Annotated in this window: 19 protein-coding genes; 9 read left to right on the forward strand and 10 right to left on the reverse strand. The window is 72.0% G+C overall.

Annotated features, from left to right (window positions below):
• Positions 1-71: 71 nt before the first annotated feature.
• Positions 72-620, reverse strand: coding sequence for an ester cyclase (locus tag WMF33_RS32130; protein WP_437332201.1), 549 nt, complete (start codon positions 618-620; stop codon positions 72-74).
• 288 nt (positions 621-908) lie between these two features.
• Between WMF33_RS32130 and WMF33_RS32135 the strand changes: the two genes are divergently transcribed.
• The gene (locus WMF33_RS32135) at positions 909-1,877 is read left to right on the forward strand and encodes a LysR family transcriptional regulator (RefSeq protein WP_437332202.1); all 969 of its coding nucleotides are present in this window, start codon (positions 909-911) and stop codon (positions 1,875-1,877) included.
• A gap of 39 nt (positions 1,878-1,916) precedes the next feature.
• Here WMF33_RS32135 and WMF33_RS32140 read toward each other — a convergent pair whose 3' ends face one another.
• Positions 1,917-2,486, reverse strand: a complete 570-nt coding sequence (locus WMF33_RS32140) for a hypothetical protein (RefSeq protein WP_437332203.1) — start codon at positions 2,484-2,486, stop codon at positions 1,917-1,919.
• Between the two features lie 162 nt (positions 2,487-2,648).
• On the opposite strand from WMF33_RS32140, the gene WMF33_RS32145 reads away from it, so the two are divergent.
• Positions 2,649-3,620 (forward strand): aldo/keto reductase, encoded by a 972-nt coding sequence (locus WMF33_RS32145; RefSeq protein ID WP_437332204.1) that lies wholly within the window; start codon positions 2,649-2,651, stop codon positions 3,618-3,620.
• Between the two features lie 180 nt (positions 3,621-3,800).
• A complete protein-coding gene (locus WMF33_RS32150) occupies positions 3,801-4,763 on the forward strand; it encodes an MBL fold metallo-hydrolase (RefSeq protein WP_437332205.1) in 963 nt (320 codons plus the stop codon).
• Positions 4,764-5,035: 272 nt separating this feature from the next.
• Here WMF33_RS32150 and WMF33_RS32155 read toward each other — a convergent pair whose 3' ends face one another.
• The 4 genes from WMF33_RS32155 to WMF33_RS32170 all read right to left on the reverse strand — a co-directional run bounded on the left by WMF33_RS32155 (position 5,036) and on the right by WMF33_RS32170 (position 9,069).
• Positions 5,036-5,902, reverse strand: coding sequence for a carbohydrate ABC transporter permease (locus WMF33_RS32155; RefSeq protein WP_437332206.1), 867 nt, complete (start codon positions 5,900-5,902; stop codon positions 5,036-5,038).
• Positions 5,899-6,897, reverse strand: coding sequence for a carbohydrate ABC transporter permease (locus WMF33_RS32160; RefSeq protein ID WP_437332207.1), 999 nt, complete (start codon positions 6,895-6,897; stop codon positions 5,899-5,901). The genes WMF33_RS32155 and WMF33_RS32160 overlap by 4 nt, the downstream gene beginning before the upstream one ends.
• Positions 6,894-8,195: an ABC transporter substrate-binding protein gene (locus WMF33_RS32165; protein ID WP_437332208.1), complete on the reverse strand. Its 1,302-nt coding sequence runs from the start codon at positions 8,193-8,195 to the stop codon at positions 6,894-6,896. Before WMF33_RS32165 ends, WMF33_RS32160 begins: the two co-directional genes overlap by 4 nt.
• A 283-nt stretch (positions 8,196-8,478) precedes the next feature.
• Positions 8,479-9,069, reverse strand: coding sequence for a TetR/AcrR family transcriptional regulator (locus tag WMF33_RS32170; RefSeq protein ID WP_437339546.1), 591 nt, complete (start codon positions 9,067-9,069; stop codon positions 8,479-8,481).
• 311 nt (positions 9,070-9,380) lie between these two features.
• Between WMF33_RS32170 and WMF33_RS32175 the strand changes: the two genes are divergently transcribed.
• From WMF33_RS32175 to WMF33_RS32190, 4 genes are all read left to right on the forward strand, one after another.
• Positions 9,381-10,622 (forward strand): HlyD family secretion protein, encoded by a 1,242-nt coding sequence (locus tag WMF33_RS32175; protein ID WP_437332209.1) that lies wholly within the window; start codon positions 9,381-9,383, stop codon positions 10,620-10,622.
• Positions 10,623-10,655: 33 nt separating this feature from the next.
• Complete coding sequence (locus tag WMF33_RS32180; RefSeq protein ID WP_437332210.1) at positions 10,656-12,239, forward strand: DHA2 family efflux MFS transporter permease subunit; 1,584 nt, start codon at positions 10,656-10,658, stop codon at positions 12,237-12,239.
• A 95-nt stretch (positions 12,240-12,334) separates the two neighbouring features.
• Positions 12,335-13,564: a cytochrome P450 gene (locus tag WMF33_RS32185; RefSeq protein WP_437332211.1), complete on the forward strand. Its 1,230-nt coding sequence runs from the start codon at positions 12,335-12,337 to the stop codon at positions 13,562-13,564.
• Positions 13,561-14,778, forward strand: coding sequence for a cytochrome P450 (locus tag WMF33_RS32190; protein ID WP_437332212.1), 1,218 nt, complete (start codon positions 13,561-13,563; stop codon positions 14,776-14,778). Before WMF33_RS32185 ends, WMF33_RS32190 begins: the two co-directional genes overlap by 4 nt.
• A gap of 37 nt (positions 14,779-14,815) precedes the next feature.
• Here WMF33_RS32190 and WMF33_RS32195 read toward each other — a convergent pair whose 3' ends face one another.
• The 4 genes from WMF33_RS32195 to miaB form a co-directional block, all read right to left on the reverse strand.
• Complete coding sequence (locus WMF33_RS32195; protein ID WP_437332213.1) at positions 14,816-16,246, reverse strand: VanW family protein; 1,431 nt, start codon at positions 16,244-16,246, stop codon at positions 14,816-14,818.
• Between the two features lie 90 nt (positions 16,247-16,336).
• On the reverse strand, positions 16,337-16,537 hold the full coding sequence (gene thiS / locus WMF33_RS32200) for a sulfur carrier protein ThiS (protein ID WP_061627456.1): 201 nt from the start codon (positions 16,535-16,537) through the stop codon (positions 16,337-16,339).
• Positions 16,534-17,136, reverse strand: a complete 603-nt coding sequence (locus WMF33_RS32205) for a gamma carbonic anhydrase family protein (protein WP_437332214.1) — start codon at positions 17,134-17,136, stop codon at positions 16,534-16,536. Before WMF33_RS32205 ends, thiS begins: the two co-directional genes overlap by 4 nt.
• A gap of 1 nt (position 17,137) precedes the next feature.
• A complete protein-coding gene (gene miaB / locus WMF33_RS32210; RefSeq protein ID WP_437332215.1) occupies positions 17,138-18,619 on the reverse strand; it encodes a tRNA (N6-isopentenyl adenosine(37)-C2)-methylthiotransferase MiaB in 1,482 nt (493 codons plus the stop codon).
• Between the two features lie 260 nt (positions 18,620-18,879).
• On the opposite strand from miaB, the gene WMF33_RS32215 reads away from it, so the two are divergent.
• The gene (locus tag WMF33_RS32215; RefSeq protein ID WP_437332216.1) at positions 18,880-20,715 is read left to right on the forward strand and encodes an AMP-dependent synthetase/ligase; all 1,836 of its coding nucleotides are present in this window, start codon (positions 18,880-18,882) and stop codon (positions 20,713-20,715) included.
• A 157-nt stretch (positions 20,716-20,872) separates the two neighbouring features.
• On the forward strand, positions 20,873-21,835 hold the full coding sequence (gene pip, locus WMF33_RS32220; protein ID WP_437332217.1) for a prolyl aminopeptidase: 963 nt from the start codon (positions 20,873-20,875) through the stop codon (positions 21,833-21,835).
• Positions 21,836-21,879 lie beyond the last annotated feature (44 nt).

Raw genomic sequence — 21,879 nt, forward strand, 5'->3', positions numbered from 1 at the left:
GCCACGAGGCGACAAAACGCCCCTCGCCGGCGGGCCCGGGGCGCGGAGGCTCCACCGGGCCCGCCCCGTCGTCACTGCGCCACCACGCCGAGCTGCTGAAACAGCGTCAGGTTGTCCTCGATATGCCAGTTGTCCGTGATACGGCCGTCCTGCACGCGCAGGATGTCGGTGGCGATGAAGTCCACGGCCTGCCCTGCGCCCTTCCTGTCGCCGAACGTGCCGGTGAAGTGCCCTCGGAAGCGCAGGTGCGCCACCACATGATCGCTGACGACGATCAGCTGCTCCACCTCGCAGCTCAGGTCCGGCACGGCGGCGCGGAAGCTCTTCGACGCGAACGCCGGGCCCGCCGGGCCCTGCGGGCGCCCCTTGGGCAAGGTGCGGTCCGTGAAGGTCGGCGCGATCGCCGCGTCGAGGTAGCGCTCATCGCCGGTGTTCCAGAACGCGTAGAACCGGCGCGCCGCGAGCACCTCCGCGTCGGCCTGCTCCCTCGGCAGGCTCCCGTCGACGACGATCGACCGCGGCGATGGCAGGTCCTCCGCGCCGGCGCCCTGCACGTAGCAGGCGCTCGCGGCGGCGAAGAGCGAGAGGGAGAGGGCGCTGATCAACAGGGTCTTTTTCATGGGACGTGTCTCCTCGGAACAAGCGATCTCGGACAGCCGACCGACAGCGCCGACCGACAGCGCCGACCGACAGCGCCGACCGACAGCGCCGGCCGCGCTGAAGGACGCTGAACGACGCCGCGCCCGGGCACGGCGGGCCCGGCGCGGCGACACGAACCACCTTGATCCTTTCCAGCGCGTAGGAAAATGGCCGCGATCGCCGAAACATCTTTTCGGATTTGTTGAAGATCGCCCCCGGCGCGGCTACCCTGCCCCCGCTTCGCTGCCCGTGACTCGCCGGGGGTGCGCATGGTCGAGCTGGAGGACATGCAGCTGTTCGTGTGCGCCGTCGCGCGGGGCAGCCTCTCGGCGGCGGGGCGCGAGCTCGGGTTCTCGCCGGCGGTGGCCAGCAAGCGCATGGCGCGGCTGGAGGCGGCGCTCGGCGTGCGCCTCCTCCAGCGCAGCTCGCGGCGCCTCACGCTCACCGCCGAGGGCGCGACCTACCACGAGCGCTGCGTCGCCATCCTCGCCGACGTGCGCGAGGCCGAGCTCGCGGTGACCGCAGGCCAGGCCGAGGCGCGCGGCCTCCTGCACGTGTCGGCGCCGGTGGATCTCGGCCGCCAGTGGGTCGGGCCCGCCGCGGCCGACTTCGCGGCGGCGCACCCAGGCCTCCGCGTGCGCGTCAGCCTGTCGGACCGCGTGGTGGACCTGCTCGACGCCGGCGTGGACGTGGCCGTGCGCCTCGGCGCGCTCGGCGACTCGCGCCTCGTCTCGCGCCGGCTGGCCCGGAGCCGCCGCGTGGTCTGCGGCGCGCCGGCCTACCTCGCGCGACGCGGGTGGCCACGCACGCTGGTGGACCTCGACGCCCACGCGTGCATCGTGCTGCAGCGCCCCGGCATGCGCGCGCTCTCGTGGACCTTCCGCACCGGAGAGGGGCTCCACACCGTCCGCCCCGCCGGCCGCCTCGTGGCCGACAGCGGCGATCTGGTGCGCGACTGGGCCGTCGCCGGCCACGGCCTCGCCTTCAAGTCGATCTGGGACGTCGCCGCGGACATCGACGCCGGGCGCCTCGTCCCGCTGCTCACCGACCTGCCCTCGCCGGGCTCCGCCGTGCACGTGCTCTATCCGAGCCGCCGCTTCCAGCCCGCCAGGGCGCGGCTGTTCGTCGACTTCCTGGCGGAGCGCTTCGCCGCCCACGAGGCCGCGGTGCTGGCCGCGGCGACGCCGTGCGCCGCGCCGCCGGCCGCCCCTCGCCGCGCGCGCCCGCGCCCCGCCTGAGGAGCGCCGCCGCGACGGCGGCGAGAGGACACGCGCGCCTCAGGCGCCGCCCTGCCCGCCCGCGCCGAGCGCCGCCAGGAAATGCTCCCGCTCCGCGGCCGTCGGGCGCCGGCCCGAGAGATAGCGCCGCTGGTGCGCGCGGGCCGCGCCGATCGCCGCCTGATTCAGGATCTTGATCGGCACCCTGGGCGCGTACAGGCTCGTCACCTCGAGCAGCGTCGTCGCGCCGGAGCCCGGCGAGAAGCGGTGAATCGCGAGCCCCCGTTTCCACAGCATGTTCTCCTCGATCGTATCGACGCGGATGGCGAACGCCTCCGGCGCGACGCGCTGGGCCGAGTACCGCGACGTCTGCGTGAACGGCCCGATCCCCGGGAGGCTCAGGCTCGTCCGGAGCACGAAGCTCGGCTCGCGGTACGATCCCGACTGCATCGCGCACTCCGTACCAGGGAAGAGCTCCCGCGCCTGGCCGTGCTGATCCCAGAAGACGGCGGCGGCGTCGAACGGGTCGATGTGCCCGAGCTCGATGGTGAACCGGACGCCAGAGAGCCCCTGCGCCTCGTCGCGGACGTCCTCTGCGTGCTCGAGCTCCGTGTCCTCCTGCTGCCACATGATCGTCTCCTCGCCCGACGAAACGAGCCTATGGGAAGCACGGCAGCGCATCAAGGAAGCGGCGGGCCAGCTCACGGACGCGCGACTCCGGCGAAACCCTACGGCGCGTTCAGCGTGCCGGCATGGACCGCGCGCGGGGCGCGTTGCTACCCTCCCGGCACCATGAACCACCGCAATCTCGGACGCACCGGCCTGAAGGTCAGCCCTCTCTGCCTCGGCACGATGAACTTCGGCCCGGAGACCAGCGAGCCCGACAGCTTCGCCATCATGGACCGGGCCCTTCAGCACGGGATCAACTTCTTCGACACGGCCAACGTGTACGGCCGGAAGCGCGGAGAGGGGATCACCGAGCAGATCGTCGGGCGCTGGCTCGCGCAGGGCGGCGGGCGGCGGGACCGCATCGTCCTCGCCACGAAGGTCTACGGCCCCATGGGCGAAGGGCCGAACGACAGGAGGCTCTCGGCCTATCACATCCGCCGCGCCTGCGAGGAGAGCCTGCGCCGCCTGCAGACGGACCATATCGACCTCTACCAGATGCACCACATCGACCGCGAGACGCCCTGGGACGAGATCTGGCAGGCGATGGAGCAGCTCGTCCGCGAGGGCAAGGTCCTCTACGTCGGCAGCAGCAACTTCGCCGGCTGGCACATCGCGCAGGCCAACGGGCTCGCCGCGCAGCGGCACTTCCTCGGCCTCGTCTCGGAGCAATGCGTGTACAACCTGAACGCGCGCACGGTCGAGCTGGAGGTCCTGCCCGCGTGCCGCGCGTTCGGCCTCGGCGTCCTGCCCTGGAGCCCGCTCGCCGGCGGGCTGCTCGGCGGCGCCCTCCAGAAGGCGCGCGAGGGCCGGCGCGCGTCGGCCGACGCGCAGGCGCGCATCGAGAAGAACCGCCCCAAGCTGGAGGCCTACGAGGCGCTCTGCGCGGAGCTCGGCGAGAAGCCCGCCGACGTGGCCCTGGCCTGGCTGCTCAAGAACCCGGTCGTGACCTCGCCCATCATCGGCCCGCGGACCGCCGAGCAGCTCGACGGCAGCCTGCGCGCCCTCGAGCTCCAGCTGTCCCCGGAGCACCTGAAGCGCCTCGACGAGGTGTTCCCCGGCCCCGGCGGCGAGGCGCCCGAGGCCTTCGCCTGGTAGCGCGGCGCCGGGCGGCGCTCGCCGGCGCCGCCCGGCCCACTCGGCTCCACCTCCGCGCCGGCGCCGTGCGCGGGAGTCGCGCCGCGGGCCGGGTCGATTTCGATTCCCTGGCGTCGAGCGGGTGGCCTACGCTCCTGAGCCCGGAGGCGCGTCCAGCGGCGCGCGCGGCAGGGGGTGGACATGGGCCGATCGCGGTATGAGCAAGGGTTGCAGGAGGTCGGCGATGGCTGCTTTGCGTATCTCCAGCCGGCCGGCACCTGGGGGCTCAGCAACGCGGGGCTCGTCACCTCGGACGGCGAGGCGCTGCTCGTCGACACGCTCTTCGACCTGAAGCGCACGCGCGAGATGCTCGACGCCATGCGCGCGGCCACCCCGGCGGCGGCGCGGATCGGTACGGTCGTGAACACCCACGCGAACGGCGACCATTGCTACGGCAACGCGCTCGTCGAGGGCGCGACGATCATCGCCACGCGCGCCAGCGCCGCCGAGATGGATGAGGTCACCGCGCCGATGCTGGCCATGCTGATGCGGCAGGCGCGCAGCGGCGCCGCCGGCGCGCTGGGTGATTACCTCGTCCATTGCTTCGGCGCCTTCGATTTCGACGGGATCGCGCCCACGGCGCCGACCCGGGTCTTCGAGGGGGAGCTGACCGTCGCGGTCGGGGCGAAGGAGGTCCGCCTCCTCGAGGTGGGCCCCTCGCACACGAAGGGCGATCTGCTCGTGCACGTGCCCGCGGACCGCGCGATCTACACGGGAGATATCCTCTTCATCGACGTGACGCCGATCATGTGGGCGGGGCCCGTCGGCAACTGGATCAAGGCGTGCGACACCATCCTCGCGCTGGACGCCGACGTCATCGTGCCGGGGCACGGCCCGATCACGGATCGCGCCGGCGTGCGCGCGGTGCGCGATTACCTCGTGTACATCCGCGACGAGGCGCGGCGCCGCTACGACGCCGGCATGCCGCCGGCCGACGCCGCCCGCGACATCGCGCTCGCCGATTACGCGAGCTGGAGCGACGCGGAGCGCATCGCGGTGAACGTGCATACGCTCTACCGGGAGTTCAGCGGAGGGAAGCTCAATCCGCCAGGCGTGGTCGAGCTCTTCGGGCTCATGGCCGAGCTGGCGCGGAGGGCGCGCTGAGGTCCGCACACCACGACGGGCTCCGCCGATAACACAGGACGCCGGATCCCGCTCATGAGATCCAAGCAAAGATAAGCCAAGCGCACACCAGCCGTCATCCGTGGCAGCAGGCACATCTCGGCGCCTCGGCCGCGCGCGAGAGGGGCACCGCAGCCGCCGTGGACAGAGAGCTTCCCCCGAAAGCGACTCCGGATCAAGCGGCGGCGAGGCGCGCACGGACAGCCAATGTCCTTGCCGTCGCGCCGCCGTGACGCCGCGCGTCGGGCCGCCGATCACCCCTTCAAGCCGGTGCGGGCGACCCCCTCGATCACGTATCGCTGCGCGGCGATGAACACCGCGAGGATCGGGACGCTCGCCACCACCGCGCCCGCCGTGACAAGCGCGTAATCGGTGGTGTGCGCCCCCTGCAGCAGCGCGAGGCCGGGCGACAGCGTGAGCTTCTCGGGGTTGAACAGCACGTAGATCGGCCAGAGGAAATCGTTCCAGTTGCTCAGCAGGCTGAGCACGGCCAGCGTGGCCAGGGCCGGCTTGGACAGCGGCAGCACGATCTTCCAGAAGACCTGGAGCCGGGTGGCGCCGTCGAGCGCCGCCGCCTCCTCGAGCTCCCGCGGGAGGCCGAGGAAGAACTGGCGCAGGAAGAAGACGCCGAACGCCGAGGCGGCCGGCGGCACGACCAGCGCCGTGAGGCTGTCGAGCCAGCCGAGGGCCCGGACGATCAGGTAATTCGCGGGCAAGAACATGATCGGCGGGATGAACAGCGTGGAGAGGACCGCGGCGAGCACGATCCGCTTGCCGCGGAACTCCATGCGCGCGAGCGCGTACGCCGCAGGGGCCGCCGTGGCCAGCACGAGCAGCGCATGCGCGGCGGCGGCGAGGAGGCTGTTCAGGAGCCAGCGGAACACCGGCGCCCCGGCGCTCGAGCCCGCGAGCGCCTCGTAGCTCTCGAGCGTCGCCCGCGCGGGCACGAGCGTGGGCGGCACCGCCGTCGCCTCGGACGGCGATTTGAGCGACGTGAGCGCCATCCAGATCAACGGGGCGAGGTACGCCACGGCGAGCAGGAGCAGCGCCGCATACGACAAGGCCCTCCCGATCTGCCGGCGCCGGACAGGGCAGCCGTCCTCGAGCAGCCGGAGCTTCATTGAGCGTCCTCGTCGCTGCCCCGGCCGAAGAACAGGAGGAACATGACGAGGTTCACGACCGCGAGGAAGAACGCCTGGACGTAGCTCATGGCCGCCGCGGCGCCGAGGCGGAAGCTCCGGAAACCCTCATCGGCGATGTACATGATGGTGGTGCGCGTCTCGCTGCCCGGCCCGCCCCCGGTGACCAGATAGGCCTGTCCGAACATGTTGGCCGACGCGAGGACGGTCATCGTCACGACGAACACGAACACCGGCCTGAGCCCAGGTATCGTGACGTGCCAGAACTGCTGCCATCGGGTCGCGCCGTCGATGCGCGCGGCGTCGTAGAGCTCCCGGTGGATGTTCTGCAGCCCCGCCAGGTAAATCACGGCGTTATAGCCGAGGGTCCACCACACCGTCATCCCGACCAGCGAGACCCACACCCACGGCACCGCCGTGGTCCAGCCGGTGTCCGAAGGCAAACCCACCTTTCCCAGAAGGTGGTTGATCGCGCCGACCTGGGGATCGAGGAGCAGCCGCCAGATCATCGCGACGACCGCCACGCCGAGCACATACGGCGCGAAGAACATGGCCCGGAAGAACGATCGGCCGAGAAAGCGCTGGTTGAGCGCGAGGGCGAGCAGCAGCGGGAGCGTCACCAGGACAGGCACGCTCAGCGCCGTGAACAGCGCGGTCGCCCGCAGCGCGCGCCAGAAATTGCCGCGGGTGGGCGAGCCGGACCGGAACAGATCCGCGTAGTTGTCGAGGCCGACCCACGGCCGCGACGGCAGGAACGGGTCCCAGTCGTGGAGGCTGAGCCACACGCCGAGGGCGATCGGCGTCGCGACGAAGAGGCCGAACAGCGCGAGGTACGGCGCGAGGAACAGGTAGGGCGCCCACCGCCGCGACCGCGCGAGGCCGCGCTTCCGGAGCCGGCCGACGCCGGGGGCGCTCCGCGCGCCGCCGTCCGCCTCGGCCTGGCCGGGCTCCACGAGGGGTACGTCGACCGCCGTCACAGAACCCTCCCGAACTTCTTGAGGTTGCCCGCGAGCAGCGCGTCGGCCTCGCGGGCGGCGCGGCTCAGGGCTTCCCGCGGCGTTGCCCTCAGCAGCACGGCATCGTTGACGGCGAGATCGAGGGTGGACGCGCGCACCGCGTCGGCCCCGGCGATGGCCGGCGGGAAGCGGACCGCCGGGAGCTGCTCGGCGACGATCGCCTGCTCCGTCATCCGCCGGAACGCGGCGCTCTCCCGGGCCTCCCGCCGGGCCGGCACCATGCCGGCCGCGGCCCAGTCGAGGGAGTGCTCGCTCAGCCAGGCGAGGAACACCACCGCCGCCTGCAGGCGGCGATGGCCAGCGCCGGCCCCGGGCTGGCGAGGGAGCACGAGGTGGTGCGCGTTGCCCCAGACCGCCCGCTGCGCGCCGATCACGGGCACCGGGAGCACACCCCAGCGGAGCCCGGGGACCGCCTTGAAGGTGTTGATCATCCAGACGCCGTTCCAGAGGAAGGCGTTCCGGTCGTTCATGAAGGCGATGCTGTCGGCGTCCTGGCCGACGTCGCGCGGGCTGTAGCCGCGCCGGATCAGCTCGACCATGAAGCTCAGCGCCTCGACGCCGGCCTCGGCGTGGAACATCGCCCGGGCCCCGTCCTTCGAGAACAGCTGGCCGCCCGCCTGCCACAGGAGCGACTGGAACATCAGCCCGCCGGTGAACAGGACCGGCGACACCCACGATCCCTGGATCCCTCGCCGCTTGAGGTGCTCGAGCGCGGCCAGGTAATCGCGCCGCGAGCGAGGCAGCGCGGCGTCGTCGAGGCCGGCGCCGGCCAGCACGGCGCGGTTGACGTAGAGGCCGAGCGGGTGGACGTCGAGGGGGACGCCGTAACGGCGGCCCCGGAAGACGCCCGCGCTCCAGAGCGTCTCGGAGAAATCGCCGGCGCCGAGGCCGAGCGCCTCGGTCACCTCGTCGAGCGGAAGGATGGTGCGGTGGACCGCCGCCGTGGCCAGCTGATCGGCGTGCATGACGGCCACGTCGGGGCCATGGCCGCTGTCGACCGCGGCCGGGATCTTCTGATAAAAATCGCCCCACCGGGTCACGCTCATCCGCACCGTGATGTTGGCGTGCTCGCGGTTGAACCGCGCGATGAGCCGCTCCATCGGCGGCCGGTCGCCCCCGGTGAAGCCCGTCCAGAACGCGAGATCGACGGCCGGGCCCGCGTAACCGCGGCTGCCGCCGGCGGCGATGGCGGCCTGGGCGCGCAGGTCGACCGGCTCGCCGCGACAGCCGAGCAGCAAGAGGCCCGCAGTCGCCCCCATGCCGGCGAGGAGCTCGCGGCGGCGCGGCGGCCGACCGGCATCTCCCCGCTCCCTCGGTGCTCGCCCCCTCTGCATCTGCCCTCCGCGCACGATCGCACCGCGGAGGGCTCGCTTTCGGCTTGTTGCCCGCGACCGAGCTGAGCCACGGCTCACCTCCGGTCCCCCGGCTGCAACGGCGATCTACACCGGTGTCATGCACCGTCCAGCAGATTATTCCCGGAGAGCAGCGGCGCTCACGCGTCGATCCCGGATTGCGTGGATCTCCCCTTTTCGATGGGAGATTTCATCCAGGATCATCGCCGATGACATGAATGTTGGCTGACGTCGCGCCGGGGGCGCGGCGGAGCGCGCCCCCGGCCTTCGCGCCGAGCACCACGATGTCGACGATCGACGCCAGGACGCCGTCGTCGACCGGCGCGCGCAGGCGGAAGAGGCGGTTCGTCACGGTGCCGCGGATCATCTCCACCATCAGGTCGAGATCGGTGCCCGGCGGCAGCTCGCCGCGCGCGACGCCGCGCTCGAGCGCGTCCCGCCACGGGGCGAGGCGCTCCTCGCGGAGCGCGCGGACGAGCGCCTCGACCTCCGGCACGTGCATCTCGGCCATGAGCATGCGGGAGATGCCCTGCCCCTCGGGCGTCGACGCGGCGGCGACGACGCGCCGCACGAGCTCGAGCAGGTCGAGCCGCAGCGCGCCGGTGTCCGGCGGCGCCTCGCGGTCGTCGGAGAACGAGCGCAGCGTCGCCTTCACGAGCTCGGCCTTCGTCGGCCAGCGGCGGTAGACCGTTGTCTTGTTCACGCCCGCCCGCGCCGCCACGTCCTCCACCCGCAACGCCGCGTAGCCCGCGCGCGCGATCTCCGCCGCGGCCGCCTGCATCACCGCCCGCACCACGCGCTCGCTGCGGCCCCCGTGCCGCGCGCCGTGCGTGCCGGTCCGGCGGCGCCCCGCCGCGGCACCGGACTCAGCCGGAGAAGGCTCTTTCAGAGGGGACGACGTGACGCTCCGCATCCCGAGGGGGCTCCATTCAACCACGATGGCGCGACCCGTGGAGCATGGCTCTTCGGGGCTATGGCAACAAGTCGTTGTCTTTGTCAGCCCTCGTGGTATCTCTATCGCAACCATAGGTTGCCTTAGCTACGCGGCGCCGGTTGCGCCCGCCGTCGAGGCGACGAGGAGCAGGCGGCGACATGTCCACGACGACGAGCGCTCTCCCTGGAGAGGCGGCGGCTCCCCCCGAGACGGTCTCCGGGGCGGTCAAGACCGGCAAGCCGAGCAAGGCGGTCGGCATCACGGCGGCGGCGATCGCGCTCGTCGTCGCGGCGGGCGCGGGCTGGTACGTCGCGCACCGCGGGCTCGAGACCACGGACGACGCGCAGATCGACGCCGAGGTGGTGTCCGTCCCGGCGCGCGCGTCGGGCGTGGTGGTGAAGGTCCTGTTCGCGGAGAACCAGGCGGTGAAGGCGGGCGACGTGCTCGCCGAGCTCGACGCCGAGCCCGCGCGCGCGCGGCTCGCGCAGGCCGAGGCGAGCCTGTCGGCGGCCAGGGCGAGCGCCGACGCGGCCGACGCCGACGAGCGCATCGCCGAGACCAACGCGCGCAGCAACAAGTCGGTGGCCGAGGCGTCGCTGCACGGCGCGGCCAGCAGCGCGAGCGCGTCGAAGCAGCAGATCGCCGAGGGCGAGGCGCACGTCGCCTCGGCGACGGCGACCCTGGAGCAGGCGACGCTCGAGCGGGACCGCGCGAAGCGGCTCGTGGAGACCGGGGCGCTCGCCCAGGCCCAGTTCGACCAGCTGGAGGCGGCCGTCGACGTCGCCGGCGCGTCGCTGGAGCAGGCGAAGGCGCACCTCGCGGCGCTCAAGGCCACGACCACGCAGGCGTTCAGCCGGGTCGAGGAGGCGAGCGCGAGGGTCCAGCAGGCGAGCAACGTCGACGCCCTCATCGCGCTGGCGCGCGCCCGCGCCCGCGTGGCGCACGCGCAGGTCGAGACCGCCCAGGCCGCGCGGGACCTGGCCGCCCTCGAGCTGTCGTACACGCGCATCGTCGCGCCGCAGGACGGGGTCGTGTCGAAGAAGACCCTCTCCGTCGGGCAGCTGGTCTCCCCCGGTCAGCCCGTGGGGATGCTCGTCCCGGCGCGGCAGGTCTGGGTGACCGGCAACTTCAAGGAGACGCAGCTCGCGCACATGCGCGTCGGGCAGCCCGCGCGCGTGTCCGTCGACGCCTACCCCGGCGTGACCGTGCACGGCGAGGTCGAGAGCTTCTCCGCGGCCACCGGCGCCCGCTTCAGCCTGCTGCCGCCGGACAACGCGACCGGCAACTTCACCAAGGTCGTCCAGCGCGTGCCGGTGCGGATCCGCCTCCACGACGCGCCGTCCGACCTCGCGCTGCGCCCCGGGATGAGCGTCGAGCTGACGGTCGACGCGAGCAAGTAAGCATCGCGCATCTCGCGCGGGAGAGGAGGAACCATGGCAGAGGCGGCAATCGCGGCCGCGCCGGCGCACGCCGTCGCGCCCGTCAACGCGAACCGGTGGCTCGTGGCCGCGGCCGTGGCCCTCGGCGCGCTGCTCGAGATCGTCGACACGAGCATCGTCAACGTGGCGCTCACCGAGATGCAGAGCTCGCTCGGCGCCACGCTCACGCAGGTGAGCTGGGTCGTCTCGAGCTACGCCATCGCGAACGTCATCATCCTGCCGCTCACCGCGTGGCTCGGGCACCGCTTCGGAAAGAAGCGTTACTTTGTCTTCTCGCTCATCGCCTTCACCGCAGCGTCGGTGCTCTGCGGGGTCGCGAACAGCCTGCCGATGCTCATCGTCGCCCGCGTGCTCCAGGGGCTCGGCGGCGGCGGCCTGCTCGCGAAGGCGCAGTCGATCCTGTTCGAGACGTTCCCGAAGGAAGAGCAGGCGATGGCGCAGGGCTTCTTCTCGTCCATCGTCATCGCCGGCCCGACGATCGGGCCGACGCTCGGCGGCTACATCGTCACGAACATCAACTGGCGGTGGATCTTCTTCATCAACGTCCCGCTCGGCATCGCGGCCGTGCTGATGTGCCTCGCCTTCCTGCCGCCGGACGCCGCGGGCGAGCGCGAGCGCGGCGGCGTCGACTGGATCGCGATCGCCCTGCTCGCGGCCGGCGTCGGCTCGCTGCAGACCGCGCTCGAGGAGGGCCACGCCGAGGAATGGTTCGACTCGCCGTTCATCGTCGCGTGCTCCGCGATCGCGGCCGTGAGCCTCGCCCTGTTCGTCCACCGCGAGCTCTCGTCGGAGCGCCCGATCGTGGATCTGCGCGTGCTCCGGCACCGCTCGCTCTGGGCGGGGAGCCTCCTCTCCGCCGTCATCGGCATGGGCCTCTACGGCGCGCTCTTCGCCGTGCCCATCTTCGCCCAGTCGATCCTCGGCTACACGTCGCAGCAGACGGGCATGCTGCTCTTGCCGGGCGCGCTGGCCTCCGCCCTCTCGATGCCGCTCGTCGCGCGGCTCGTGAACCGGTTCGACCCGCGCGCGCTCCTCGTGGCGGGGGGGCTCATCCTGCTCGTCGCGCTCTTCCAGCTCCACCAGCTGACGCCCGTGACGGGCGCCGGCGACCTGTTCTGGCCCCTGATCATCCGGTCGTTCGGCACGACGCTGATGTTCCTGCCGCTCAGCATGGCCACCCTCGGGCCGCTCCCCAAGCGCGACATCGCCGCCGCCACCGGCATCTACAGCCTGACGCGGCAGCTCGGGGGCAGCGTCGGGGTCGCGGTGCTCACCACCGTGCTCGCCGACCGGCAGGCGTTCCACCGCGCGGTCCTGGTGAGCCACATGGGGGCGAGCGACCCGACGACCCTGGAGCGCGTCGCCGCGTACACGTCGGCGTTCGCCGCGAAGGGGTTCGATCTGGCCGACGCGCGCAACAAGGCGCTCCACGTGCTCGACGGAATCGTGAACCTGCAGGCCGCCGTGATGTCGTTCAACGACACGTTCTGGGTGACAGCGGTGCTCGTCATCGCCACGCTCCCGCTCGTGTTCCTGCTCGGGAGGGGCAGGGGCGGCCCCGTGTCCGCGGGGCACTGAGCCGAGCGCGCGGGAAGCTCACCGCCCGTCGCCCGCCGTACCGCGGATTCATCAGGAGGCGCGCCGCGCCCAACCATCAAGCAACGGAGGGAACCATGCGTCACACGTTGAATCTCCTCGCGCCCGAGGTCATCGAGAACCCGCACCCCCGCTACGCCGAGCTGCGCGAGGGGGCGCCCGTCTGCCAGGTCGAGCCGAACGGCTTCTGGGCCGTGAGCCGCTACGACGATGTGGTCTACGTCCTGAAGCACCCCGAGCTCTTCTCGTCCCGCACCTCCGAGGTGAGGCGTAGCCTCCTCGACGAGCGGCTCCTGCGCGAGCCCCTGCTCGTCGGCGATACGAGCCTCCTCAGGAGCGATCCGCCGGATCACACCCAGATGCGCAAGCTCATCAGCGGCGCGTTCACGCCGCGGGCGATCGCGCGGATCGAGGCGCGGGTCCGCGACATCGCGACCGAGCACATCGATCGGATCCTCGCGCAGGACACCTTCGACATGATGGAGGACCTGGCCGTTCCGCTCCCGGTCACGGTCATCGCCGAGATGCTCGGGGTCGACCCGTCGCTCCGCGCCGATTTCAAGCGCTGGTCCGACGACACCATCAACGTGCCCGCGGGCTCCCAGCCGCTCAGCGACGAGGAGGTCGAGCGCATCCTCCGGAGCCGCCGCGAGATGCGCGCCTACTTCCACGAGATGATCGCGGACCGGAAGCGGCGGCCGCGCGAGGACCTCATCAGCGACATCGTCCGGGGCGAGGTGGAGCACGGCGTGCTGACGGAGGACGACGTGCTCGGCATGGTGGTCCTCCTGCTCGTCGCGGGCAACGAGACCACGACCAACCTCATCGGCAACGGCACCCTCACGCTCCTCGAGCACCCGGACGCGCTGCGCCGCCTTCGCGAGGAGCCGGCGCTGATCCCGGGCTTCATCGAGGAGGTCCTCCGCTACGAGGGGCCGGTCCGGCTGCTCACCCGGCGCGCGACGCAGGACGTGACCCTCTCCGGGGTCACGATCCCCGAGGGCGCGACCGTCCTGCCGCTCGTCGCCGCCGCGAACCGGGATCCGGCGCAGTTCCCCGACCCCGACCGGTTCGACATCACCCGGGAGCAGCGCGGCCACGTGGCCTTCGGCTTCGGCATCCATTTCTGCGTCGGCGCGCCGCTCTCCCGCGTCGAGGGCAGGATCGCCTTCGAGGAGATCCTCCGGCGGCTGCCCCCCTTCTCGCGCGAGCCGGGGCCGCCCTCGTGGAACCGATCGTTCGGCCTGCGCGGGCTCCGGCGCTTGCCCCTGCGCTTCGACCGCACCAACACGGAGAAGACATCATGAGTTACGCGTTCAGTCTCATCGGGCCCGAGGTCACGCAGAACCCCTATCCGGTGTACGCCGAGCTCCGCGAGAAGGCGCCGGTGTGTCAGGTCGAGCCGGGGGGCTTCTGGGCGGTGAGCCGCTATGACGATGTGGTCTATGTCATGAAACACCCCGAGCTCTTCTCGTCCGACACCTTCGCGGCGAGGCAGAGCACGCAGGACGAGCGGCTCCAGCGCGAGCCGCTCGTCGTCAGCGACGTGAACATCCTCATGAGCGATCCGCCGGTCCACACCCGGATACGCCAGCTCGTCAGCGGCGCGTTCACGCCGCGGGCGATCGCGCGGCTCGAGCAGCGGGTGCGCGCGATCACGACCGAGTACATCGATCGGATCCTGGCGAAGGACACCTTCGACATGATGGACGATCTGGCCGTACCGCTGCCGGTCACGGTCATCTCCGAGATGCTCGGCGTCGATCCGTCGCTCCGCGCGGACTTCAAGCGCTGGTCGGACGACTCGGTGAGCACCGGGATGGGGCGGCTCCCCGACGAGGAGGTCGAGCGCATCCTCCGGAGCCGCCGCGAGATGCGCGCCTACTTCCATGAGATGATCGCGGAGCGGAAGCGGCAGCCGCGCGAGGACCTGATCAGCGACCTCATCCGCGGCGAGGTGGAGTACGGCCAGCTCTCGCCGGACGACGTGCTCGGCATGGTGGTCCTCCTGCTCGTCGCGGGCAACGAGACCACGACCAACCTCATCGGCAACGGCACGCTGATGCTCCTCGAGCACCCGGACGCGCTGCGCCGCCTCCGCGAGGAGCCGGCGCTGATCCCGGGCTTCATCGAGGAGGTCCTCCGCTACGAGGGGCCGGCGCAGATCCTGATGCGGCGGGCGACCCAGGACGTGACCCTCGCCGGCGTCACCCTCCCGAAGGGCGCGATCGTCATGCCGATCATCGCCTCCGCGAACCGGGATCCGGCGCAGTTCAGCGATCCGGACCGGTTCGACATCACCCGGGAGCAGCGCGGCAACGTGGGCTTCGGCTTCGGCATCCACTTCTGCGTCGGGGCGCCGCTCTCGCGGCTCGAGGGCAAGATCGCGTTCGAGGAGATCTTCCGTCGACTGCCGCCCTTCTCGCGCGATCCTGGGCCCGTCGTGTGGCGCACGATGTTCAGCCTGCGGGGGCTGCAGTGCCTGCCGCTGCGCTTCGACCGGAGCGCCCGGGCCGCGTGAGGCGGCGCCCGCCGCGCAGGGCGCCGGGCGCTCCCGCTCACATCGAGAAGCCGTCGCCCTGCGCCTCCGCAGGGGGCGTCTCGCCCGCGGGGGCCTCGCCCGCGGGGGTCTCCCCCTCCTGGAGCTCCTCGACCGCCTTCGCGTGCTCGGGGACCTCCGGCAGCGCGGAGGGGTCGTATCCGGGCGCGACCCAGAACACCTCGGGCGCAGGCTTGTACTCGCTCGTATAGCTGCGCTCGGAGGCCCGGCCGTCCTTGTAACGGACGGTGACATACGATCTCACGTCGTACCCGCACGAGCCCTTCTGGTGGCGCTTCACCTCGCCCTCGGAGAGCTCGGACTTCACGTAGATGCGGCGGATGAAGTCGTCGGTGTGCTCGGCCGAGATGCGGTGATCGACCTCCGCCACCGGGTCGCCGCCGAGGATCTCGACGCGGAGCACCGTGGGCGTCGGCAGGTAGGCGTGGATCATGATCGGGAACGGGAGCGTGTTCTTGATCTTCAGATCCGACTCCGGGTACGTCACCATGGCGTCGAGCCCCATCGGGATGTAGGCGCTCGGGCGGGAGTGGCTCTGGCGGTCGGGCGTGTCGAGTGCGCCGAAGAGCGACGCGGCGAAGAGCGTGCTGGAGACCTGGCACGTCCCCCCGCCGTAGCCGGGGACGGTCTCGTCGCCGAGGATCTCCGGGGCGATGGTGAACCCGTTCTTGCGGGTCCGCGGGCCGACGTGGGCGTTGAACGAGAAGGTCTCGCCGGGCGCCAGGATGGTGCCGTCGATCTTGGACGCCGCGGTCTTGATGTTGACCGCGCGCCCGGCCTCCTTCCCGTGCCGCTTGAACTTCGTCTCGTACGCCGCGACGACCCGGCTGACGTCGACGCTCACCAGGTCATCGACGGTGATCTTGGGGGCGGTGTACCGGACGGCGAGCTCGATGAGCTCCTCGTCCTCGTGGTCCCCGGCGCGCAGCGCGGCGAGGGAGGCGTCGACGTCGAGCTCCCGGCCGGCCTGCTCCGGGATCTTGCGCCGGTTGGCGAGATCCAGCCGCGCGTCCACCGGGATCCGGAAGACCTGCGGGGCGAGCCGCTCGAGGAAGGCGCGCGCCCTCGCCTCGTCGACCGCCCAGACGAGCGGCACGTCGATCTCGCCGCGCCGCGCCCGCCGCGCCTCCCGGAGCCGCCGCGCCCACGGCCCCTCGTGGCCGACGCGCCGCGCCCCCGCGAGCGTCTCGCCGACGTCGACCTCGACGCCCGCCTCGCCGAGCGTCGCCGTCAGGTCGACGTCGTCGTGCCGGAGCCGGACGAGGCGGCCGCGGAGCGCGTCGCGCCTCGCCTCGAGCCAGGCCTCCGGCGCGGCGCCGTCCGGCACGAAGCGCTCGCCGATCGAGAGGCCGCGGACCACCGGGGACGCCGGCAGCGCGTCGCGCACCGCCAGGGCGGCGCCCACGCCCGCCGAACTGCCGAGCGCCAAGACCAGAGCGAGGGCCCTCGTATCCACGGCAGCTGGCGATGCTACCCGGATCGCGGACGAACTGGAAGAACGCTAGATCACGAGGCGGGCTCAGCCGCCGCCGACGAAGTGCACGATCTCGATCACGTCGCCCTCGGCGAGCTCGGCGGCCGTGTGCTCGGCCCGCGGCACCACCTCGCCGTTGCGCTCCACCGCCACGGGCCCCTCGGTCAGCCCGAGCAGCTCGACGAGCCTCCGCACCGTGACCGCCGACGGCACCTCGCGCGCTTCCCCGTTCACCGTGATGTTCATGGCCTCTTCACCTCGTGCATCGCGCCACCATCGCCCCTCGCCGCGGCGGCCCCCGGCTCGCCGGCCGCGGACGACGCCGCGGCGAGCGCCGCCCGGAAGCGCCGCGCGTTCTCCACATAGCTCGCGGCGCCCAGCCTGCCGAGCTCGGCCTGGTCCGGCCGCACCTCCCCCATCACCTGCGCCGGGTTGCCGCGCACCAGCGACCGCGGCGGGATCACCTTCCCGGGCGGCACCACCGCGCCCGCGGCGATCACCGACCCCTCGCCGACCACCACGTTGTCGAGCAGGATGCTCCCCATCCCGATCAGGCACCCGTCCCCGACGCGGCAGCCATGCAGGATCGCGCCGTGGCCGATGGTCACGTCGGCGCCGACGATCGTCTCCGAGACGCCGCTCGTCAGGTGCAGGCACGCGAGGTCCTGCACGTTGGTCCGCGGGCCGACGCGGATCGCGCCGATGTCCCCGCGCAGCACCGCGCCGAACCACACGCTCGCCTCGTCGCCGAGCTCCACGTCGCCGATCACCGTCGCGTTCGGCGCGAGGAACACGCCGCGCCCGAGCCGCGGCGACGCCCCGCCGAAGTCGAGGACGAGCGCCACGTCAGCCCCCCTCGGCGGCGACCACCGGCAGCGAGCGCCGGGCCGGCCGCGGCTCCGCGGCGCCCCGCTGCCGCGGCCGGGCCGCGGCGCGCGCCGCCTCCGTGAGCTCGGCCTGCAGCGAGTGCTTGTTCGCCCGCGCGATCGAGACCTCGACGACCTCGCCGAGCAGATCGAGCTCCGCCGCGCCCTCGATGTGCGCGATCTCGTGGCGCCCCGTCCGGCCCGACCAGAGCGCGCCGCCCTGGCCGCCGTGACCGCGCTCCTTGTCGCGCCCCTCGACGAGCACCTCCTGCGTGGTCCCCACGAGGCCGGACAGGTGGGCGGCGAGCAGCGCCTCGCTCTCCTCGAACAGACGCGCGAGCCGCTCGCCCTTCACGCCCTCGGGCACGTCGTCCGGCAGCTTCAGCGCGGGCGTGTGCGGGCGGCGCGAGTACTTGAACCCGAACAGCCCCTTGAACCCCACCTCGCGCACGAGCGACAGCGTCGCCGCGAAGTCGTCCTCGGTCTCGCCCGGGAAGCCGACGATGATGTCGGTCGAGAGCGTCAGCCCCGGGACCGCCTCCACGAGCGCGCGCGTCCTCGCGACGTACTCGGCGCGCGTGTAGCGACGGATCATCCGCCGGAGGACCCGGTCGCTGCCCGACTGCACCGGCAGGTGCACGTGGCGCGGCAGCACGGCGAGCTCGGCGTGGGCGAGCAGGAGCGAGGGCGTGAGGTGCCGCGGGTGCGGGCTCGTGTAGCGCAGCCGCGCGAGGCCCGGGATGTCGGCGGCGACGCGCCGGAGCAGCGCCGCGAACTCGCTCTCGTCCGGGTCGTCCGCGCTCGCGCCGGGGGCCCGAGGCAGCGCGCCGAGCGGATCGCGGTAGCTGTTCACGGTCTGGCCGAGGAGGGTGACCTCGCGCGTCCCCGCGGCCACGAGCGCGGCGATCTCGGCGACGATCTCGTCGCTCGGCCGGTAGCGCTCCGGCCCGCGGGTGTGCGGGACGATGCAGAACGAGCACCGCTCGTCGCAGCCCTTCATGATGGTCACGAACGCCGTCGGCGCGGCGCGCGACGCGGGCGGCGGCGACGCCACGAGGAACCGGGGCGCGTCGAGGTCGAACACCGTGCGCGCGACCGGCAGGCCGCCGAGCGCGAGGTCGCCGAGCAGGCCCGGCAGCTCCGGGATGTTGTCGGGCCCGACCACGACGTCGATCGTCCGCAGCTGCTTGAGGAGGCGCTCCCCTTCCTGCTGCGCCACGCACCCCGCGACGACGACCACCCGACCCTCGCCCTCGCGCTTCCAGCGCGCGAGCCGCCCCACCTCGCTCCGCAGCTTCTGCTCGGCCTTCTCGCGCACGCTGCAGGTGTTCAGCACGAGCACGTCGGCCTCGTCCGGACCGCCGGCCTCGGTGTAGCCGGCGCGGCGGAGCACGTCGTGCATCCGCTCGGAGTCGTGCACGTTCATCTGGCAGCCGAACGTCGTGATCGAATACCGGGGCATTGAAGCGATGCACCCTCTAACAGAAGGGGCCCGAGGCCGCCACCTCGCGCGCCCGGCGCCCGCTCCCGCGTGCCCCCGCCTCCCGCGGCGCGGCGCGGCGCGCGCCCTCCCCGCGCGCGACGCGGCCGGGATCCGCGGACGGATGCGGACGGGCGGGACAGATCCAGCGCTGGCCCGAGCCACGCCGGCGCCGCGCGCCGCCAAAAGGACGCAGAGCCGGCCGGGGCATCATGGTAAAAATCGCCCCGGGAGGAGACCCGATGGCGAAACTGGAAAACCTGGTAGAACTGCTCGATCGCTCGCTGAAGCAGCATGGGCCCCAGCCGATCTTCGGCACGAAGACCGAGGGCCGCTGGGACTGGATCACCTATGCGGAGTTCGGGCAGCTCGTCGCCAGGTTTCGCGGCGGCCTGGCGTCGCTCGGCGTCCAGCGGGGCGATCGGGTGGCCCTCATCTCCAACAACCGTGTGGAGTGGGCGGTCTCGGCCTATGCCTGCTTCAGCATGGGCGTCGCGGTCGTGCCGATGTACGAGGCGCAGCTGCCGAGCGAGTGGGCGTTCATCATCAACGACTGCGAGGCCGTCGCCGCGATCGTCGCCACGCCGCAGATCTACGGCAAATGCAAGGATCTCCCCGAGAAGGCGCCCTCGCTGAAGCACGTCGTCTGTCTGTTCGAGCCCGCGGGGCCGGCGGACGGCGTCCCCGGCGCGCGGACCACCTCGTACAAGGAGCTGCTCGCCGCGGGCGAGAAGAGCCCGGCGCCCGCCATCCAGCCGACGTCGAAGGACACCGCGTGCCTCATCTACACCTCGGGCACGACCGGCAATCCCAAGGGGGTGATCCTCTCGCACGGCAACATCGCCTCCAACGTCTGCGCCGTGGTGGATCTCATCCCGTTCGGCAGCGGCGACCGGAGCCTGTCGTTCCTCCCGTGGGCCCACTCGTTCGGCCACACCGGCGAGCTCCACGTGATGATCACGGTCGGCGCGTCGATGGCGCTGAGCGAGTCGGTCGACAAGATCGTCGCGAACCTCGCCGAGGTGCACCCCACCGTGCTGATGAGCGTCCCGCGGATCTTCAACCGCATCTACGAGGGGGTGCAGAAGCAGATGACCGAGAAGCCCGCGGTCATCCAGAGCCTGTTCCGCGCCGGGCTGCGCGCCGCGACGAAGCAGAACAAGGGCGAGCCGCTCCACCTCGTCGAGCGGCTCACCCTCGCCGTGGCGGACCGGGTCATCTTCTCGAAGATCCGCGCCAAGTTCGGCGGCAAGCTGAAGTACGCGATCAGCGGCGGGGCGGCGCTCTCGTACCAGGTGGCCGAGTTCGTCGACGCGCTCGGCATCACCATCTACGAGGGCTACGGCCTCACCGAGACGTCGCCCGTCGCCTCCGTGAACTACCCGGGGGCCCGCCGCCTCGGCAGCGTGGGCAAGGCGATCCCGGGGGTGCGGGTCGTCATCGACAAGTCGGAGACGCACGATCCGAAGCAGGGCGAGATCGTCATTTACGGCCCGAACGTCATGATGGGCTATTACAAGCGCGACGAGGAGAACAAGGCCGTCTTCACCGAGGACGGCGGCTTCCGCACAGGCGATCTGGGCTACCTCGACGACGACGGCTATCTCTACGTCACGGGCCGCATCAAGGAGCAGTACAAGCTGGAGAACGGCAAGTACGTCGCGCCGGCCCCGCTCGAGGAGAAGATCAAGCTGTCTCCGCTGATCAACAGCGCGATGATCTACGGCGACAACCGTCCCTTCAACGTGGCGCTGATCGTGCCCGAGATGGCGGCGCTCGCCGAGTGGGCGCGGGGCCAGGGGCTCACGTTCGAGTCGCCCGACGCGATGCTGAAGCACCCGCGCGTGGTCGCGCACGTCCAGGAGGAGGTCGACCGGTACGCGGCGGATTTCAAGTCCTTCGAGAAGATCAAGAAGATCGCCCTCGCGGCCGAGGACTTCACCGCCGACAACGGGATGCTCACGCCGACCCTGAAGCTGAAGCGGCGCGTGGCGCTCCAGAAGTACGGGCCCGCGCTCGAGGCGCTCTTCGGCGGCGCGTCCAAGGCCGAGCCGCGCGAGGCCGCGCCGGCCGGCTGAGCGGCCGCCGCCCCCGGGCCGGCGCGCCCGCCGCTCCCCGCTGTTCCCCGCCATTCCCGCCGTTTCCCCTCCACGCCCTCTCCCCTCCCGGCGCGCCTTGGCGTAGGCTGACGCGCGCTGGCGCGGGCAGGACGCCGGGTCAACGGACGGGAGCGGCATGACGATGACAGGCACCCAGAGGCGAACGCTGTATCCCGAGATCGAGCCGTACCGCGCCGGCAGGCTCCGCGTCTCCGATCTTCACGAGATCTATTTCGAGGAGTCCGGCAATCCGCGCGGCAAGCCGGTGATCTTCGTGCACGGCGGCCCCGGGGGCGGCACGGAGCCGAAGCAGCGGCGCTTCTTCGACCCGGCCGCCTACCGGATCGTGCTCTTCGACCAGCGGGGCTGCGGCAAGAGCACGCCGTACGCGAGCCTGGAGGAGAACACCACCTGGCACCTCGTCGCGGACATGGAGGCGCTCCGCGAGCACCTCGGGATCGAGCGCTGGCTGGTGTTCGGCGGCTCGTGGGGGAGCACGCTGTCGCTGGCCTACGCCGAGAGGCACCCGGAGCGGGTGACGGAGCTCGTGCTGCGCGGCATCTTCCTCCTGCGGAAGCAGGAGCTCGAGTGGTTCTATCAGCGCGGCGCGAGCGCCATCTTCCCGGACGCGTGGGAGGAGTACCTCGCGTTCATCCCCGAGGCCGAGCGGGGCGATCTGCTCACGGCCTACCACCGGCGGCTCACGAGCCCCGATCCCCAGCTGCGGCAGCAGGCGGCGCGGGCGTGGAGCGTGTGGGAGGGGCGGACGAGCTGCCTGTTCACGAACCAGGAGCTCGTCACGAAGACGTCGGGAGAGGAGTTCGCCCTCGCGTTCGCCCGGATCGAGTGCCACTATTTCATGAACAAGGGGTTCCTCGCGTCGGAGACGCAGCTGCTCGACGACGTGCACCGGATCCGCCATATCCCCACGGTCATCGTGCAAGGCCGCTACGATGTCGTCTGTCCGCCGGAGAGCGCGTGGGCGCTGCACCGCGCGTTCCCGGAGGCCGAGCTGCGCATCGTGGCGGACGCGGGGCACTCGGCGATGGAGCCTGGCATCCTGCACGAGCTCATCGAGGCGACCGACCGGTTCCGCTGACGCGCGGCGGCCGGCCCGCTGCTCGGACGGGCGCTCGGACGGGC

The sequence above is a fragment of the Sorangium sp. So ce394 genome (genome assembly GCF_051474665.1).
In the GTDB taxonomy this organism is placed as follows: Bacteria; Myxococcota_A; Polyangia; order Polyangiales; family Polyangiaceae; genus Sorangium; species Sorangium cellulosum_D.